At 65.6% G+C, this 16,605-nt stretch carries 14 protein-coding genes; 3 read left to right on the top strand and 11 right to left on the bottom strand.

The annotated features are described in order from the left end of the window. Nucleotides 1–43 precede the first annotated feature (43 nt). Nucleotides 44–430 carry a PAS domain-containing protein gene (locus FB382_RS15860; protein WP_182540704.1) on the bottom strand — a complete coding sequence of 129 codons (387 nt, stop codon included), beginning with the start codon at nucleotides 428–430 and terminating at the stop codon, nucleotides 44–46. Between the two features lie 99 nt (nucleotides 431–529). Beyond that, nucleotides 530–1,876: an FAD-dependent oxidoreductase gene (locus FB382_RS15865; RefSeq protein WP_182540706.1), complete on the bottom strand. Its 1,347-nt coding sequence runs from the start codon at nucleotides 1,874–1,876 to the stop codon at nucleotides 530–532. 120 nt (nucleotides 1,877–1,996) lie between these two features. On the opposite strand from FB382_RS15865, the gene FB382_RS15870 reads away from it, so the two are divergent. Further along, nucleotides 1,997–3,514 carry an NAD(P)-binding protein gene (locus tag FB382_RS15870; protein ID WP_182540709.1) on the top strand — a complete coding sequence of 506 codons (1,518 nt, stop codon included), beginning with the start codon at nucleotides 1,997–1,999 and terminating at the stop codon, nucleotides 3,512–3,514. Between the two features lie 101 nt (nucleotides 3,515–3,615). On the opposite strand, the gene FB382_RS15875 is transcribed toward FB382_RS15870, so the two are convergent. The 8 genes from FB382_RS15875 to FB382_RS15910 form a co-directional block, all read right to left on the bottom strand. Beyond that, nucleotides 3,616–4,245: a M24 family metallopeptidase gene (locus tag FB382_RS15875; protein WP_343055636.1), complete on the bottom strand. Its 630-nt coding sequence runs from the start codon at nucleotides 4,243–4,245 to the stop codon at nucleotides 3,616–3,618. Nucleotides 4,246–4,425: 180 nt separating this feature from the next. Continuing rightward, a protein-coding gene (locus FB382_RS15880) for an IS3 family transposase (RefSeq protein ID WP_182540713.1) occupies nucleotides 4,426–5,591 on the bottom strand; the annotation gives its coding sequence in 2 pieces (ribosomal slippage) (nucleotides 4,426–5,304 and nucleotides 5,307–5,591; 1,164 coding nt in all). A gap of 87 nt (nucleotides 5,592–5,678) precedes the next feature. Continuing rightward, complete coding sequence (locus tag FB382_RS23115; protein ID WP_425490098.1) at nucleotides 5,679–6,032, bottom strand: LysR family transcriptional regulator; 354 nt, start codon at nucleotides 6,030–6,032, stop codon at nucleotides 5,679–5,681. Between the two features lie 84 nt (nucleotides 6,033–6,116). Continuing rightward, a complete protein-coding gene (locus FB382_RS15890) occupies nucleotides 6,117–7,589 on the bottom strand; it encodes an APC family permease (RefSeq protein WP_182540717.1) in 1,473 nt (490 codons plus the stop codon). A 166-nt stretch (nucleotides 7,590–7,755) separates the two neighbouring features. After that, nucleotides 7,756–8,982: a crotonyl-CoA carboxylase/reductase gene (ccrA, locus tag FB382_RS15895; protein WP_220481381.1), complete on the bottom strand. Its 1,227-nt coding sequence runs from the start codon at nucleotides 8,980–8,982 to the stop codon at nucleotides 7,756–7,758. Nucleotides 8,983–9,144: 162 nt separating this feature from the next. Continuing rightward, on the bottom strand, nucleotides 9,145–10,416 hold the full coding sequence (locus FB382_RS15900) for an MFS transporter (protein WP_220481382.1): 1,272 nt from the start codon (nucleotides 10,414–10,416) through the stop codon (nucleotides 9,145–9,147). Then, nucleotides 10,413–12,503, bottom strand: a complete 2,091-nt coding sequence (locus FB382_RS15905; protein WP_182540721.1) for an acetate--CoA ligase family protein — start codon at nucleotides 12,501–12,503, stop codon at nucleotides 10,413–10,415. The genes FB382_RS15900 and FB382_RS15905 overlap by 4 nt, the downstream gene beginning before the upstream one ends. A 14-nt stretch (nucleotides 12,504–12,517) precedes the next feature. Then, the gene (locus FB382_RS15910) at nucleotides 12,518–13,360 is read right to left on the bottom strand and encodes an enoyl-CoA hydratase/isomerase family protein (protein ID WP_220481383.1); all 843 of its coding nucleotides are present in this window, start codon (nucleotides 13,358–13,360) and stop codon (nucleotides 12,518–12,520) included. A gap of 188 nt (nucleotides 13,361–13,548) precedes the next feature. On the opposite strand from FB382_RS15910, the gene FB382_RS15915 reads away from it, so the two are divergent. Continuing rightward, entirely contained in the window at nucleotides 13,549–14,799 is a 1,251-nt protein-coding gene (locus FB382_RS15915; protein WP_182540722.1) for a PucR family transcriptional regulator, read from the top strand. A gap of 111 nt (nucleotides 14,800–14,910) precedes the next feature. Beyond that, nucleotides 14,911–15,522: a TetR family transcriptional regulator gene (locus FB382_RS15920; protein ID WP_182540723.1), complete on the top strand. Its 612-nt coding sequence runs from the start codon at nucleotides 14,911–14,913 to the stop codon at nucleotides 15,520–15,522. Nucleotides 15,523–15,648: 126 nt separating this feature from the next. Here the strand turns inward: FB382_RS15920 and FB382_RS15925 are convergent, their stop codons facing one another. Next, nucleotides 15,649–16,602, bottom strand: a complete 954-nt coding sequence (locus tag FB382_RS15925; RefSeq protein ID WP_182540724.1) for an alpha/beta hydrolase — start codon at nucleotides 16,600–16,602, stop codon at nucleotides 15,649–15,651. Nucleotides 16,603–16,605: the final 3 nt, after the last annotated feature.

Consider the following 16,605-nt stretch of genomic DNA (forward strand, 5'->3'; position numbering starts at 1 on the left):
ACACTATCATTTAAACACCGATGAGCTGCGAAGGCAACCGTTCCTATGCGTTAGTGACCTCTTCGACGCCGTGGATCACGTAGACCACGTCGCCAGCCGCGTCGAGCACCGGCTCGTTGATCGGTCGCCAGTGGCGCTCCTGGAAGACGCCGTGCGCGTCCGCGACGTCGTAGCGCGTCACCGGCATTGCGTGCCCCACCTTCTCCCGCACGGCGCGCTCCAACGCCGCCCGCATCGTCGCGGTGCCAGAGACGTCGCCCTCGTCGTCCGGGTTGTCGGGGAACACCTCGAACTGGCTCCTGCCGATGATTTGGGACCGAGGTCGGCCCCCCGTTGCCATGTCTGTGATGGCCACGATGTTCCATTCCAGGTCGAGAACGATGTAGTTGGCCGGGATCGCGTTGAAGATTCGCTCGAAGTCAGCGTCCATGTTCGCTCCTTTGGTTTGGGATCAGCAGGTCCAGTCGACCATCGAGCGGCTCAACGATCGAGTCCGAACTTCGTACGCATCTGAACTAGCGCTGGCGGCTCAACCGTGGGTCAAGATCTCCGAGGCCGCGCGGCGCCCCGAGCGGACGGCGCCGTCCATGTAGCCGTTCCAGATCGTGGAGGTCTCTGCGCCTGCCCAGTGGATGCGGTCAACCGGGGCCGAGAGAGCCTCGCCGTACTGCGTCCACACGCCAGCGCCGAGACGCCCGCCATAGCACCCTCGAGTGAACTCCTCGTTGTTCCAGTCCTGCTCCACGACATCGAAAGGCTGGGCGGCCTCCGGCCCGAAGAACTTGACGAGCGCCGAGACCACCAACTCACGGCGCTCCTCGGGGCTGAGGTCAACGGACACGCGGGCGTGTCTACCCTCAAGGAAGCCGACCAGTACACCGCAGGACCCGTCCTCGGGACTGTTGTCCAGGACGACATTGAACGCATCGTCGAGGCTCAGCACAGATCCGTTGAGTCCTTCGATGCGCCAGAACGGTCGCGCATAGCCCACCTGGAACTTGATGACAGAACCGGCGGGCATCTGCTGGGTCACGGCATCGCGCGCAGACGGGAGGGGCGGGACGTAACGGATCCTGCCCGCGAGCGTCTGCGGCACCGCGACCACGACGCGCTCGCACGCGATCTCACCGCCTTCGAACTCCACTGTCACACCATCGACATCCTGCCGGATGGTTCGGACCACCGCCTCGAGCCGGACGCGATCACCCAGCTCGACCGCCATCTGCTCCGAGATCCGATGGGTGCCGCCCACCACGCGAGACTCCTGCGCACCGCCAGTGGTGTTGAGGAGGGTCTCCAGGCTGGTGCCGGACTTCAGGTAGAACAGAAAGTGCAGGAATGACAGCTCGGGGGCCTCGGCGGAGAACAATGCCGGCACGAGAACCCGGAAGAACCGCCGGGCGAGGTCGTTGTCGGTGTTGCTCGTGAGCCAGCCATCGAGGGTCTGACGGTCCAGCTCCTCGGCCTCTTTGGTCGTCCAGGGCGACTCGACCGACACGGTCGTGGCCAGCTCCTCCATGAGCCCGCTGAGGCGTGCGAGTTCGGCGGCGGTCCGCTCCGGAAGCCCGAAGGTGGGACTCGCGTGCCGCACCCCCTGACCGTCCACGAACATGAGGGCATCGCCGTCGTCGTAGCTCGGGAACGTCTCCAGCCCCAGCTCCTCGATCAGCTCAAGCACCACGTCCTGAGTGGGCCCCACCCACTGCCCGCCCATCTCGACCGGCACGCCGTTGCTGAGGACGCCACCCATGGTGCGACCGCCCACGCGGTTCCGCGCCTCGAGCACCACCACGTCCTTGCCGGCCGCTACTAGCTCACGGGCGGCCGCAAGCCCGGCCAATCCACCGCCGACAACTACGACATCCACACGATTCACGCGCGCATCCTTCCAAGGAAACTCGGACGGACGTCCGAGTTTCTACGGTAACCTCGCCCCGGAGCGTCGCGCAAGAGGGTGCAGCCATCCGTCACGAAGGAGTCCCAGCACGCCGCACCCATGGCAGACTTCATGCAGTACGCTCCGTTCGGAGCATACTATCGTTTCCCGCGTTCGGGCCGACCTACGGAGTACCCCCCCATGGAGCAACTGGAAACCGATTACCTCGTCGTTGGCGCGGGCGCTTCCGGGATGGCGTTCGCGGACGCGCTCATCGAGCACTCCGACGCGGACGTGATCATGGTCGATCGTCGGCACCGCCCCGGCGGGCACTGGCATGACGCCTACCCCTTCGTACGCTTGCACCAGCCCGCCGCGGCCTACGGCGTGTCCTCTACCATGCTGGGGGCACACCGCATCGACGAGTCAGGCGTCAACGCTGGCATGTACGAGCTCTCCTCGGCAGCGGAGATCTGCAGCTACTACGCCGACGTGATGAACCGCGTGCTCCTGCCGTCCGGCCAGGTGCGATTCCTGGCCATGTCGGAGTACCACCAGGAGGGTCCGAACGACCACCGCCTCGTGTCCCTGCTCACTGGCGAGGAGACGCGGATCGTCGTACACCGCCGCGTGGTTGACGCGACCTACATCGAGCCGGAGATCCCCGCGACCCGCAGCCCCAGGTTCCAGGTCGACGACGACGTGACGGTCATCCCGCCCAACGACCTGGTCAAGGTCGGCTCTAAGCCGGCCGGCTTTACCGTGGTGGGCGCCGGCAAGACCGCCATGGACTCGTGCACCTGGCTTCTCGAGAACGGAGTCGATGCCGACTCGATTACCTGGGTGCGCTCACGTGACGTGTGGTCCATCGATCGCGAATGGACCCAGCCGTTGGACCTCGTGCACCACCGTGCGAAGTTCAACGCCGCCTGGATGCAGGCCGCAGCCGAGGCCACCAGCGGCATGGACATGGCACTGCGGCTCGAGAAGGCCGGCGTGTTCCTCCGCCTGGACCAGGGCGTTCCGCCGACGGCCTTCCGTGGCGCCACCATCAGTCGCGCCGAGGTCGAGGGGCTGCGGAAGATCGGCAACGTCGTCCGATTGGGACGGGTCCGGCGAGTGCACGCCGACGGCATGGAGTTCACGAACGGAGGCGTCTCGCAACCCCGTGGCCAGGTGTACGTCGACTGCACTGCCACGGGACTGAGAACCCTCGAGCCCCACTCGGTGTTCGAGCCCGGGCGGATCACCCTCCAGTACGTGACCCCAGGGTTCGCCTGCTGGAGCGCGGCCACGCTGGCCGTGGTCGAGTCGCTTCTGGACGACGACGAGCTCAAGGAGCACATGTCGCTGCCGGTCGTCTACACCGGGCACGTGGACGATCTCCTCGCCTTCACGAGCGCCCACGTCACCAGTGCGCAGCGGCGCAGCGCCCATCCCGGCATCCGGGCCTGGTCGGGGCATACTCGTCTCAACCCGGCGCTGGGTCTGAGAGAACGACTCAAGGACCCCAGGGTCCTTGCGGCTCTGGACGAGGCGAAGAAGTGGTTGGCCCCCGCACTGCGCAATCTCGAGGAGCGGGTAGGCCCGGCCGGATGCACGACCGGGCAGATGCCCACGGCCGCAGTGACGAACTGACACGCCTCCCACAGACCAGCGCACTCGCACAGGCTTGACTTGTGCGAGTGCGCTGCACCACGCGGGACGGTCCCCCAGTCCCCCACCTCACTCTGGCTTCCTCAGGCTCCCGCGATGATGGGTTCCCGCGGCACCGAGGTGATGCGGACCGGACCGTCGCTGGTCACCTCGACGGTTTCGCCCAGCGTCACCGATAACCCCGTGGTCCGGTCGAGAAGGATCATGTGCGTGAAGATCGACATCTGCTCCTCCCGCACGAGCGGCACCTTCGCGGCCATGAAAGGTGGCTCCATCCACGTCGTCTCCCACACGGCGCCCATGGAATAGCCGCAGGCCTTCAGCACCGCCTCCTCGAAGCCGTGCTCCGCGACGGCTGAACGGTGAGCTTCGTAAAGGTCCCCGAAGGTGTTTCCCGGTCGGATCGTCGACTGCACGCGATCGAGCGCGTCCACGCAGGCTGCTTGCATGGCCAGGTGTCGGGGGTCGATCGTGGGGCCGGTGAGCACGGTGAACATAGACGCCACGCAGTAGTGCCGGAACGCGACGCCCGGCTCGAACAGCACCTGGTCATCCGTGCGAATGTGCCCGCGGCCCGCAACGGGGCGCGCCAGCATGGCGCGCGGGCCGGGTCCGAGTGGGAACCCGCGAAGACCTCGCCATCGGCGGCGAAGACCACGTCCTGGAACACTCCGACGGAACGTCGACCGGAGGGCCGACGTTTCCGGCGGCATGGATGAGGTACATGGGCTCAACCCCCAGCATCGCAGAATGCAGACCCGCTGGACAGCTCGGGGACTGGGCGTAGTCAAAGACGATGGCAACGTCCGCCTGTCCGGCGATCAGCGCTTCATGAGCGGCAGGAGGCTCGGCTTCGACAAACGGGACTGCTGCACGAACGGGTGACGGTTGGGTCAGGCTGCCTGAGCGGCAGGTGTGGTCATGATGATCTCGTACTCAACGGGGGTCAATCGGCCCAGGGCGTCTTGCCTGCGGCGACGGTGGTAGGTCCGCTCGATCCAGGTCACGATCGCGATCCGCAGCTCTTGCCGGGTCTCCCAGCGGCGCCGGTCCAGGACGTTCTTCTGCAGCAGCGCGAAGAACGACTCCATGGCCGCGTTGTCGCCGGCCGCGCCGACTTTGCCCATCGAGCCGACCATCGCGTGGCCGTGCAGAGCCCGGACGAACTTCCTGCTGCGGAACTGCGAGCCGCGGTCGGTGTGCAGGATGCAACCGGCGACGTTGTCGCGTCTGGCCACGGCGCTGGCCAGGGCGTCGACGGCGATGTGGGACTTCATCCGGTCGCTGATGGAGTAGCCGACGATCCGGTTGGAGTAGACGTCCTTGATCGCGCAGAGGTACAGCTTGCCCTCGGCCGTGGGGTGCTCGGTGATGTCGGCCAGCCAGAGCCGGTTGGGTGCCTTGGCGGTGAAGGTCCGCTGGACCAGGTCGTCGTGGACCGGCGGACCGGGCCTCTTGCCGTTCTTGCCGCGCTTCTTGCCGAAGACGCTCCACCAGCCGTTGCTCGAGCAGACTCGCCACATCGTGCGGTCGCAGGCCGAGTGCCCGGCATCGCGGGCCTCATCGGCCAGGAACCGGTAGCCGAACTCCGGGTCGTGGCGGTGCGCGTCGAACAGCGCGTTGGCCAGGTACGCCTCCTCGAGCTCGGCGTCGGTGACCGGGCAGGCCAGCCAGCGGTAGTAGGGCTGGCGCGCGATCTTGAGGACCCGGCACGTCACCGCGACGGGGACCCCGTCTGCGGCCAGCTCGCGGACGAGCGGGTACCTCATTCTCCCGGCAGGTTCGCCTGCGACAGGTAGGCCGCTGCGCGGCGGAGGACCTCGTTCTCCTGTTCCAGCAGCCGGATCCGCTTCTTCGCCTCACGCAGCTCGGCGTTCTCGGCCGCGGTCGTGCCGGGCTTGAGGCCGTCCTCGACGTCGGCATGGCGCACCCAGTTGCGCAGACAGGACTCCGCAATACCGAAGTCGGCAGCGATCTGCTTGATCGTCTGCCCGGGCTCACGGCCACGAGCGACGTTCACGACGTCGTCGCGGAACTCCTTGGGAAAGGGCTTGGGCACGGTGCACATCCTTCCAGCGGCGCCTCTCGGCGCCACAGATCAGGTGTCACCTATCCGTGCAGCAGTCCCAACCGCACCTCGATGCCCTCAGCCCGGCGACGCAAGCGCTGGATGGCTACGGGCACCACGCTGGACGCTGCGGAAGGGAACGCGATGAGCCGCACCTTTCCGGCGCGCAGATTCGCGACGGTAAGCGAGCTCTTCTGTCGCCATGTGCAGCTCGCTGGAGACGGCATCAGCACGGCTCAGCAACAGCACGCCAGCCTCGGTGAGGTCGATACCTCGTGTGCTCCTGACCAGGAGCGGGCTTCCCGCCTCACGCTCGAGGAGGCTCAGCTGCTGACTAACCGCCGACTGCGTCAAATGCAACGTGCGTGCCGCGGCGCTCATCGACCCACACCGAGCCACTGTGCGGAAGAGCAGAACTCTCTTCGGATCCATGTCCACCCTGGGCTAGGTCGAGGTCACGTGATCGCTGCACCGACGGCGCAGCGATCACGGAAGGCCCTTGAGAGACCCCGACTTTCAGCCGATTGACGTGGAGATCTCCACGACGCGGGGAGCTCGGAGCCGGTACAGAAGCACTCCGATGGCCAGGCACAGTGGCATCGCCCCGATCATGACGGCATTAGGAAGGAAGGCGGTGTAGCCGCTGAGGAGGCTGAAGTTGTTCGCCATCAGGATCAGAGCGCCCACAAGGCCCAAGAAGCCAAGAAGCGGAGCCACCAGCACCCGGAAGACGCTGTGCCCACGCCGGTCCCGAAGGAAGAACACCACAACGGCCAGCGCGCAGATGGCCTGCGCCGCAACGACCCCGATGACCCCGGACGCGTACAGCCACGTGCCCAGCTCCAAGTAGGGGTCCAGACCGACGATCATGGCGATGATCACCACCACGAACGTCACGGCACTCAGTGTGAGGCTGGCGATATGGGGCGATGCCATGCGCGGGTGAGTCCGAGCCAGCGGAACCGGCAGCAGGCCGACGCGACCGAGCGAGAACATGTAGCGCGTGCATGCGTTGTGGAAGGCGATGATCGTGGCGAGGAAACTCGTGACAATCAGGAGCCGCATGGCGGTCACCAGCCAGCTCCCGACGTACTCCCCGGCCTGAGAGAACACCATCTCGAAGAATCCATCGCTCTGGGCCGCGGCGAGGGCTTCCTTCGGGCCGTAACCATAGATGACCACCCAGAAGCTCAGCGCGTAGAAGACGGCCAAGAAGGCGAGTGCCACGTAGGTCGCCCGGGGGATCGTCTTGTGCGGTGCACGGGCCTCCTCAGAGTAGATGGCTGTCCCTTCGAAACCGATGTAGGCGCCGAAGGCAAGGAGGAACAGAGTCCCCGAGCCGTCCGAGAAGAAGACGTTGTCGAACGACAGCGGAGCCGCGGACGCCGGCTCGGGGCCGCCTCCCTGCACCAGCACCGCCACGATCAGGACGATGATCACTCCTACCTCGAGCGAGAGGAGCACTGCGATCAGCTTCGCGCCGACATCGACCTGGCAGTAGCCCACGACACCGACAACGGCCGCACAGCCCAATGCCCACACCTGCCACGGAAGGTCCACGCCCAACACGCTGGCAGCCGTCCCCTGAGCAAACACCCCGAAGTACCCGAGAAAGCCAATAACGCAGATGCCGTAGGCGGCCATTGTCATAATGGCGGTGCCAGAACCCAAGGTCCTGCCGAGTCCCGTGGTGACGTACGCGTAGAAGGCCCCGGGCTCCTTGACGTAGTTGGTCATGGCCGTGAAACCGGTGGCGAACAGCATCAGGACGACGCCCGTTGCGAGCATCGCACCAGGGGCACCGATCCCGCCTACTCGAAGGGAGAAGGGACCGGTGCTGAGGACGATGACTAGCGGCGAGGCGGCAGCCACGACGAAGAAGACAATATGTGCCGTACCGAGCTTCCCGCCCGCCAACCTGGCGCCGTGGCTGCTGTCGACGTCGGCGACCGCGTGCCTCTCGCCGGTGTCTGCGATTTCGCTTGTCATGACTCTCCTTTGGTGCCGGCTGCTCGGGACAGCAGGTGGCGTGTGCCACATCAGCTGACGAGATGCTGCACCCGCCCGACGTGATCTCTGTATAGAAAGACCGACAACTTCAGGGGCAGGCCTTTCGGAATCGCCAAGCCGGAGCAGACTCGGGATCGGAGGCGCATCAGCTGCGACCGGCTCCAGCGTCGTCGGCGCCGACCAGGTGCACGGTGTTGCCGAACACTTCTTCGCCCCGTCCCATCTGCGCGTGCGACTTCGGGATGTCGGCGAAGGTCATGACGCGCCCGAGTACGGGATCGATCTTGCCGTCGCGCACGAGGTCGTTGTAGGCGTAGGCCTGCGCATCGTTCGTACCGTGCGAACCCTGCAGCCTCTTCTGGCGGGTCCAGTGGTAGCGCAGGTCGACCATCGCATCGAAGCCGGTGGTGCCGGCGCAGATGACGACCATCCCACCCGGCTGGCACAGGAAGATCGACGTGGGGATCGTCGCGGCACCCGGGTGCTCGAAGACGATGGCCGGCTCCTCCCGACCACCCGCGATGGCCCAGAAGTCCTTGCCGAAAGCTCGGGCCCCCGCCGTCCACGTCTTCTGCCCGGCGGCGTCGTCGACCAGCGGGGGGATGCCCCAATGGTCGTACTTGCGCCGGTCCAGGTAGCCGATCGCTCCGTACTTCATGGCGTACTCGCCGCGGTCGTCGCCAGAGACGACCGCGATGGCCCTGCCCCCCGCCGCCTGCACGAGCTGGCTGGCCTGTGTGCCCAGCCCACCCGAGCCGCCCCACACGAGGACGAGATCACCGTCCTGGACGGTGTTGCCCTCCCACCCCAGAAGCATTCGGTAGGCCGTGGTGCCCACCAGCGTCGGCGCGGCAGCCTCCGCCCATGACAGGTGCTCGGCCTTCGGCATCAGCTGGTGCGACTGCACCCGGGCGAACTGACCGAACGCACCGTAGTTGGTGTCATAGCCCCAGATACGAGCACTGGGAGCGATCATCTGGTCCTTACCGGCGAGGATCCACGGATCGTCATGGTCCCAGACACCTGGGTGTACGACCACGTGATCACCGACCTGCCAGTCGGTGACGCCCTCGCCCACTGCGTAGACGATGCCCGACGCATCCGATCCACCAATGTGGAAGTCCTCCGGCTCGCCCCGCTTCTGCCGAGTGGCGACCTGGTCAACTGGGTATCCACGGGCCGCCCACACGTTGTTGTAGTTGACTCCGGCCGCCATGACCGCGATCAGCACTTCGCCCGGGCCGATACGCGGCGTGGAGACCACCTCGGGGACGAAGGCCGATGCTGGGTCGCCGAACCGGTCCTGGCGCACCACCTGCGCGTACATTGTCGAGGGCACCGATCCGATCGGCGGGATTGAGCCGATCTCCACCCTCGAAGCTCCCTGCGTGCTCACTGAAATGCGCTGATCGTCCGCGACCATCCTGTAGACCTCTCTTCGATCCGCGGGCCCTCGCCCGCAGCTATGGGTGACGCGCACAGCGTGTCCGGGGACGACACAGTGCATCCACGGGCAGAACGAAGACTTCTGACCTCATCGTTGTGATGTGCCTAGGGGTGTCGATGCGCCGACGATCAGGACACGTTCCCGACGGCGACGCTCTGCGGCCGCCATGGCCAGGATGCCCACGGCAGGTCCCACCGCCAGGATCAGCAGCGCCACCCGCCAGGAGTAGTGCTCCACCGCCTGGGGCACTCCCCACAAGGTCAGCATCGTCACGACGAATCCGAGCGCAAGCTGGACCGACAGGGCTCCGCCTATGTAGTCGGGGTCCGCTGTCTCGGCCACCATGGCTGAGAACTGCGCAGAGTCCGCAATGACCCAGAATCCCCAGAAGGCGCACATGAGAATCACGACGGTGAGGGGTAGCACAGGGTAGAACACCGCGAGAGCGACGGCGGTGCCCCCCGAGCACACCAGCGCAGTCATCGCTGCGCGCGGACGTCCCCAGCGGTCACCGAGCACGCCGCCCACCAGGCAGCCCGCTGCACCGACCCCGATGCACATGAAAGCGAGCAGGGCCGACAGGCTTTCCGCGTCCGACTGGCTGGCGACCTCAGGCAGTGATCCCAGGAAGAGCCCCAGTCCTGCCCACATCGCATAGAGCTCCCACATGTGCCCGGCGTATCCAGCATTGGCCAGAGCCACGTCGCGATTACGCAGCGAGCGAAATCCTGCCGCAAGACTGACTGGGCGACGGGGGAAGGGATGGGGCCCTTCACCGCGCACGAGAAGGACAACGAGCCCGCCGGACGCAGACAGGAGGCTGGTCGTGACGATGACGAGTCGCCACTCGACCCCTCCGACAGCCGCCACCAGGTGGGGAAGGGCCGATCCCAAGGTCAGCGCCCCGATCATGATGCCCAGCGCTTTGCCTCGCCCCTTGAGGAACCAGGTCGAGACCTCCTTGATCGCCGGCGGGTAGACGCCCGCCAGACAGACGCCTGTGGCAACCCGAAGCGGCAGCGCTGCTCCCAGGCCCTCGCACAGGAGAAGACTCGCATTGCAGGCCGCTGCGCCAAGCGCTCCCCAGAACATGAGGACCCGACCCGGCACGGCGTCGGCGATTCCCATTGCAGCAGACAGCAACGCGCCGACGACGAAACCCAGCTGAACTGCGATGGTCAATGCTGCTGTTCCGCCAGGCGTAAGCTCCCATGTGGCTTTCAGCTGGGGAACCACGAAGGTAGCTGAGAACCAGGCGCTCATCGCTAGCAGAGTGCTGAGCGCGACCAGCGCGACAGCCACGACCGGGCTCGTATTGTTGCCATCACTCATACCTGTAACGCTGCGCGTGAAGGTCATCGGCCCCCCGTTCGGTCTGCCCGCGCCTCGGCGGCCCCGGTCAGCCAGCGAAGTCCACCAACGGCACGCACGGCACGATCGACCGAGTCGAAGGTCGCCACGCCGGCCTCGGTCGCGAGCGCCCGAAGCCTCCTGATCACGTCTTCCTGGACGTCGTGGAGGCTGCTTCGCAGAACGAGCACGAGAGTCCTACCCCGCCGATCCGCGTGGATGATGCCATCCGTCAGCCGCCACATCAGCGCTTCCGCCACCGGCCGGCTCTCAAGATCGAAGACGGTCCCCACGTCGATGAAGGCGCATACGACGTGGACCTGGTCATCCAGCACGACTGCTTCCACGAGCTCCCCCGTGAAGCACTGGTCTCCCGTGTACATCGACCACACCGGCAGGTCGACTGGATTGCTCAGGCTGCACCCGGGTGCTGAAAAGGGTGCCAGCGCCTTCGACGACTGCTCCCCCAGCACCGGCAGCCGCAAGGCCCACGCATCGGCGGTGTCAGCTCCGACGACTCCCACGCCTCCGCCGCTACCCAGCAACGCCAACCCGTCGCCAGCGATCTGTTGCGAATGCTGGAGCATGACCAGCGCATCGAAGAACTGGTCGGCGTCATCCACGAGCAGGACGCCGGCCTCGTGGGCCGCGTCAACGAGTAGGCGCGAGTCGCTGGCCAATGCCCCCGTGTGTGAGGCTGCCGCGGCACTTCCTGTGGTCGTCCTACCACCCCGGAGGAGCACCACGGGAAGCGAGACCGTTCGCGCTACTCGGAAGAAGTCACCGGCGCCCACGTCGCCCTCGAGGTAGAACCCCGCCACCTTGGTGGCCGGATCGGCGTCACAGAAGGCAAGCAACTCAGCAGGGGTGATGTCCTCACAGTTGCCGACCGAGGTGACGAAGCTGTAGCTGAGTCCGATCGCTGCGCCGCGACGTACGGCATCGCCGGCGTACGTTCCCGACTGCGACACAACCGCCACGTGTCCCGCGGTTCGACTGCTCGCAGTTGGCGAGATCATGGTGATGCCTACCGACGGCGCGTAGTGACCCAGACAGTTCGGCCCCAAGACCCGCATGCCGCCGCTCTGGCTTCCAGAGTTGATGAAGGGTGGGGTGTCAGCCGTGAGGACGTGGGCAGTTCGTACGCCACGCCCTGCCAGCTCGGACAGCACCGTCGGTACGACGTCGGCCGGAGTGACCACCACCGCGCGTTCGACCCCGAGGGGGAGCTCGTCGATCCCGGCAAGAGCCGACAATCCGCAAATCGTCTTGCTCGAGCGGCTCACAGGGAAGATCTCTCCGCTGAAGCCCATGTCGAGCATGCCTCGCACGACACGGTTACCCATCTTGGCCGGGTCGTCGGAGGCGCCCACCACGGCCACGGATTCGGGGTAGATGGCCGGCCGCAGTTCTTCCCAGGCCGAAGACGGGTCCACCCCTACCGATGGGCCGACGGGCACAGGTGAACGCGTGGCACGAGCGTCAACAGCGATCACCCGGTGATCGCTCACGATCACGGGGTTGATGTCCAGCTCGGCGATATCTTCGTGCATGAGGATTCCCTCGATGCCGGCGACAGCCAGGATCAAGCCGATCAGCTCGTCCAGCCTCTCCGGGCATCGCTTGGCGATCGATCGCCCGACCTGCGTCCGGGCAATCAGGGCGACTGCCTGCGCACGATCGAGGGGCACCAGACCGAACGCGACATCGCTCCAGTCCTCGATGTGTGTTCCCCCGCGACCGAACATGACGACTCGTCCGTAACCGGCACTCTGCAGGCCGCCGACGCTGACCTCAAGACCGGGCTCTACCATCGGCTCGACCGTCACGCCGAGGGCGTCGCCTCCCCCTTCGCGATGCTGGCTCAGGAGTTCATCAGCCTGCTCGGCGGCACGACGCCAAGCGACATCCAGCAGCACCCCTCCGGATTGACTCTTGTGCACGAGATCTCGCGCCACCAGCTTGATGGCGACCGGCTGACCCACATCTACGGCGATACGCCCAGCGTCGCTGCCCCGCTCGGCGAACTGGACTGGATTCGCGGGAACCCCGTATGACGAGACAAGTGCCCTCGCCTCATCGTCGCGCAGACGCATCGTGCCAAGGCCTGTCAACGTGTCCGTGCAGCGACAGCTTCATCGAGCCGAGCTTGCAGGTCCTGCGGGGGATCGGGATACGAGGCCGGTCGCTTCTCCAGGAAGGCAGCGACCCCTTCGGCTCCATCGGGCAATTCCCTGATAACCGCTGCCAGAGATGGCTCCAGCTGAAGCCCCGTCTCCAAGCCGTCAGCCAGCGTCGAACGCAGTCCCGTCTTGACGGCACGGACAACAGCGGGCGAGGCGGCTGCGATCGCTTGGCCGAGCGCAACCGCATGCTCCACCGTGTCCTCGGGGTCACAGATCTCGGTGACGAACTGGCAGGCGAGGGCCTCCTCCGCGTCCATGGGGAGTCCAGTGGCAAGCATCTTGAACGCCGACGGGTACGTCATCACCTCGAGCAGGCGGCTGAGCTGCCCCCCAACAGGTACGAGTCCGATCTTCGCGCCGACTGCGCAGAAGCGGGCGTTGCGTCCAGCTACCCGGAGGTCACAGTTGAGCGCGAGGATGAATCCGGCGGCATACGCGTTCCCGTTGACAGCGGCGATGACCGGGGTGCCCAGCCGAGGTGGGGTCGTGAACGCGGCATTGGCGACGGGGTCGCCAGCCAGCGACGGCTGCTCCATCACCTCCATCAAGTCGTGTCCTGAGGAGAAGGACTCCGTGCCAGCGCCTGTGACAACGATGACTCGCACCGTCGGATCCCCGTCGGCCTTCAGCAACATCCGCTCCAGCTCGAGGGTCATGAGTCCGTTGAACGCGTTGCGCTTCGCCTCGTTGACGATCGTCAGGAGACGAACGGCACCGAAGTCCGTGCTTCCGATGCTGCTCGAGATGATGTGTGCAGTGTCGCTCATACGGGACGATCTGCCTTCCTGTGTCGTGCGCTGGGCGAGCCGCTAGGCATCGTGGAGTATCAGCGGCCCCAATAATCAAAGTGATAGTGCACACTTAGCTTCAACGGCCGCTAGCAGAAGATCGAGAACTTTCGCCGTCGCCTTCGTGGAGTCCCCAACCCACCGGCACCGGCCACCTAGGGATCTCCATGAACAAGATCGAACCGAACCACCCCGAGCGCCACGGGGCGCTGTCCTCGGACGGGCGGCGCCTCGTCGACCGCCTGGCGAGGCGCAAGTTGGAGTTGGCGCAAGCCATCGTCGCCGACGTTCAGCGTGAGGTTATGGACTACGGGAGCCTTGGCGCATTGACCATGTCGGACGATGTCCTGGCTACCGCACTCCTGACCATCACCGACCTCGTGGACAGCCTGCTGGCGCCGGCCAGCGCTCCCACAGACCACGCCGAGGTGATCCGCCGAAGCGCGTCCCGGCGAGTGCACCAAGACGTAAGCTTGCCCTCGTTGCTGCACAGCTATCGCATCTGGGGCGCTCGAGTGTGGCAAACGGTCCTGGAGGAAGCGGCGGACGACCCGGTCCTGCGCACCGCAGCACTCGAGCTGGCCACTCGCATCTTCGACTACGTGGACCTGGTCTCGGTCACCTTGGCCCAGGTGTACCTCGAGGAAGCCGCTGGGGCCTACCGCGCTCGCGACGTACTCCGGAGTGACATCCTGGAAAGCCTGCTGCTGGGACGCGCGCTGTCCGACGGCGCACGTGTGGAGATCGCCCGCCTCAATCTTTCGTCCGACGACCAGATCTGCGTCATCGTCGTCCGTCTCAGCGATGTGCCGCCCGACAAGATGCGTTCCGAGTCCTTGACGGCGCTGCGCGCCTGCCGCGAGATCCTGGCGGCACACAACACCATCCTCCTCGGAGTTCGTGACAGCGATGTCGTGTGCCTGGTCCGCGTAGCCAATCCGCTGGACGTGGACCATGTCGTCGCCGGAGCACACCAGTTGGCAACGAGGGGATCACACTGGCGTGTCTGCGTGGGCCGTCCGCACCAAGGCCTCGACGGCATACCTCGGTCATTCCACGAGGCGCAGGAGGCCGCGGCCGTGGCCGCGTCGCAGCGCCGACGATCGCGTGCAGTCCTCTTCTCCGATGTGATCTTGGATCGCATCCTGGTGCACAGCGAGTACGCGCAAGACCTCCTTCAGGAGACGGTCAGACCGTTGATGGCGTACGACGACAAGCACTCGGCCGACCTCCTCATCACGCTGCGCGCCTACGTCCTTCATGACTTCAACATGACCCGCACAGCCAAGGAGCTGCACGTCAACCCCAACACAGTGGCGTACCGGATCAAGAGGATCAGTCAGCTCACGAGCCAGGACGCCACAACAGCGCAAGGCATCGTGACACTCGCGTTGGCACTTCGGCTGCTCGACGGATAACTGCTCCCCAGGCATCGAAGGTCGGCGAACGGCACCGTCGAAAGGACTCTGCGGGTCGGTACTCTGGTCGAGAACGGTCCCCGTTTGTGGACCAGTGAGAGGGGAAGCTTCGTGGTCTACGTTCGTGTGCTTGAACGCGAGCAACAGATCGTGGCTGCCACCACTCGCGTGTTGAGGGTCACCGGTATAGCCGGGCTGACGATGCGGGCCGTCGCAGCGGAGGCCGAAATTTCGCTGGGCACTCTCCACTACGTCTTCCCAAGCAAGGATCAATTGCTGCGCTCAGTAATCGACAGTGTCATCACCGAGCTCGCCACGGTCCTGCGTGACGACGTCGACCTCGACAAGGGCGTCGCCCACGCCCTCCAGCAGGCAACGTCCAGCTTCTGGTCCCGGTTGGTGGAGACCGACGTTCGCGGACAGATCATGCAGTACGAGCTGACCACGTATTCCTTGCGTTCCGAGAAAACCATGGCTCGGACGCAGTACGCGAACTACATCTCGGTCGTGAGCGAGCTCTACGAGCGGGCTGCGTCAGCAGCGGGAGAGGAGTGTGCGATCGAATTCAGCGAGCTCGCCCGACTGTCGGTCGCCGCCACGGACGGACTCGTCCTCCAATACCTTGCGGATCCCGACCACGACCGCGCCATTCGCGACCTCGAGCGGGTGGCAGCCATGCTTGCCGCTCTCGCAGACCCGCGCCCGACACATCCCCGCCGGTGACTCTGACACTTCGCCCACCGCCAGCGCCGCTACCCGGACGGCTAGAAGGGCTTCGGCCGTGTGCCTGTGGCTGGTGTGGGGGATTGGGTCCTTCGGGTGCTGCACGCTTGTGGGTTCAGCTCGCGTTCACGACTCGCTCGGTGTCGTCACATCTGGAAGCAGATGCTCGGAGATGAATTGCGCCGCCTCACGGAATGCGTGCTTGGCTTCCTTGGTCCCACCAATGGGGAAGACGTGAGCCATCTCGGCGTAGGAACGATGGTCGACCGAGGGGCTGATTGCCGCGAGCCGTCGAGCGTCCGAATCCAGAATCTCGCGATCACCCGAGAACATCAGAATCGGCGGCAAGTCTTCCTGCGACGCGAAGATCGGGCTGATCCGAGAGTCGTTCCGTTCGACATCGGGGGCCCAAAGGCTGAAACAGTTGTGCAGGAGGCTCGCCGTGAGCGAAGGATCCCGACCCTCAAGCTGGAGCAGATCAGGCGCGGATGCGGTTCCGTCACAGGGCGGTGAGAAGAGAACCATTGCCGCAGGTTGCGGCAACCCCTCGTCGCGTAGTGCATAGGCTAAGAGAAGCGCAAACGTAGCGCCCGCTGAGTCACCGAACACAACGATGTTCGCTGCGCCGTACTGGCTGACCATGTCGAGGTAGACCTGACGTACAAACGTAGTCGACTCCCGCCAGGTCGCCTCGGGCGCAAGCGGGTAGATGGCCGCGGTCACGTCGGCGTCCGAGACATGGTCAAGCATCCCGGCCGGCAGAGCCCACTGGATTCTCTGCAGATCGAGCACAAAGGCGCCACCGTGGAGATACAGGAAGTGCAGTCGGGGTGTGCCGGCACCGCGCCGGGAGAGGTGGAGGAGGCGTCCGCCAGGAACGTCTCGCTCGGTGTACTCGAAACGCTTGAGCATGCGAGCAGATGGCCGGGCGGGGCCCGCGACACGATTCTTCGCGATCGCCTTCTCCAGTCCCTCCATCGTGTCGAAGTGGGGAGCAAGGATCCAGGACGCGACCTTTCCGACGGCGTACAGCATCCGGCCGGTGATCGGCCCCCGGAGTCGGACGGTGGTGGTGGTCATGCG

This window comes from Nocardioides ginsengisegetis (assembly GCF_014138045.1).
GTDB classification, from domain to species: domain Bacteria; phylum Actinomycetota; class Actinomycetes; order Propionibacteriales; family Nocardioidaceae; genus Nocardioides; species Nocardioides ginsengisegetis.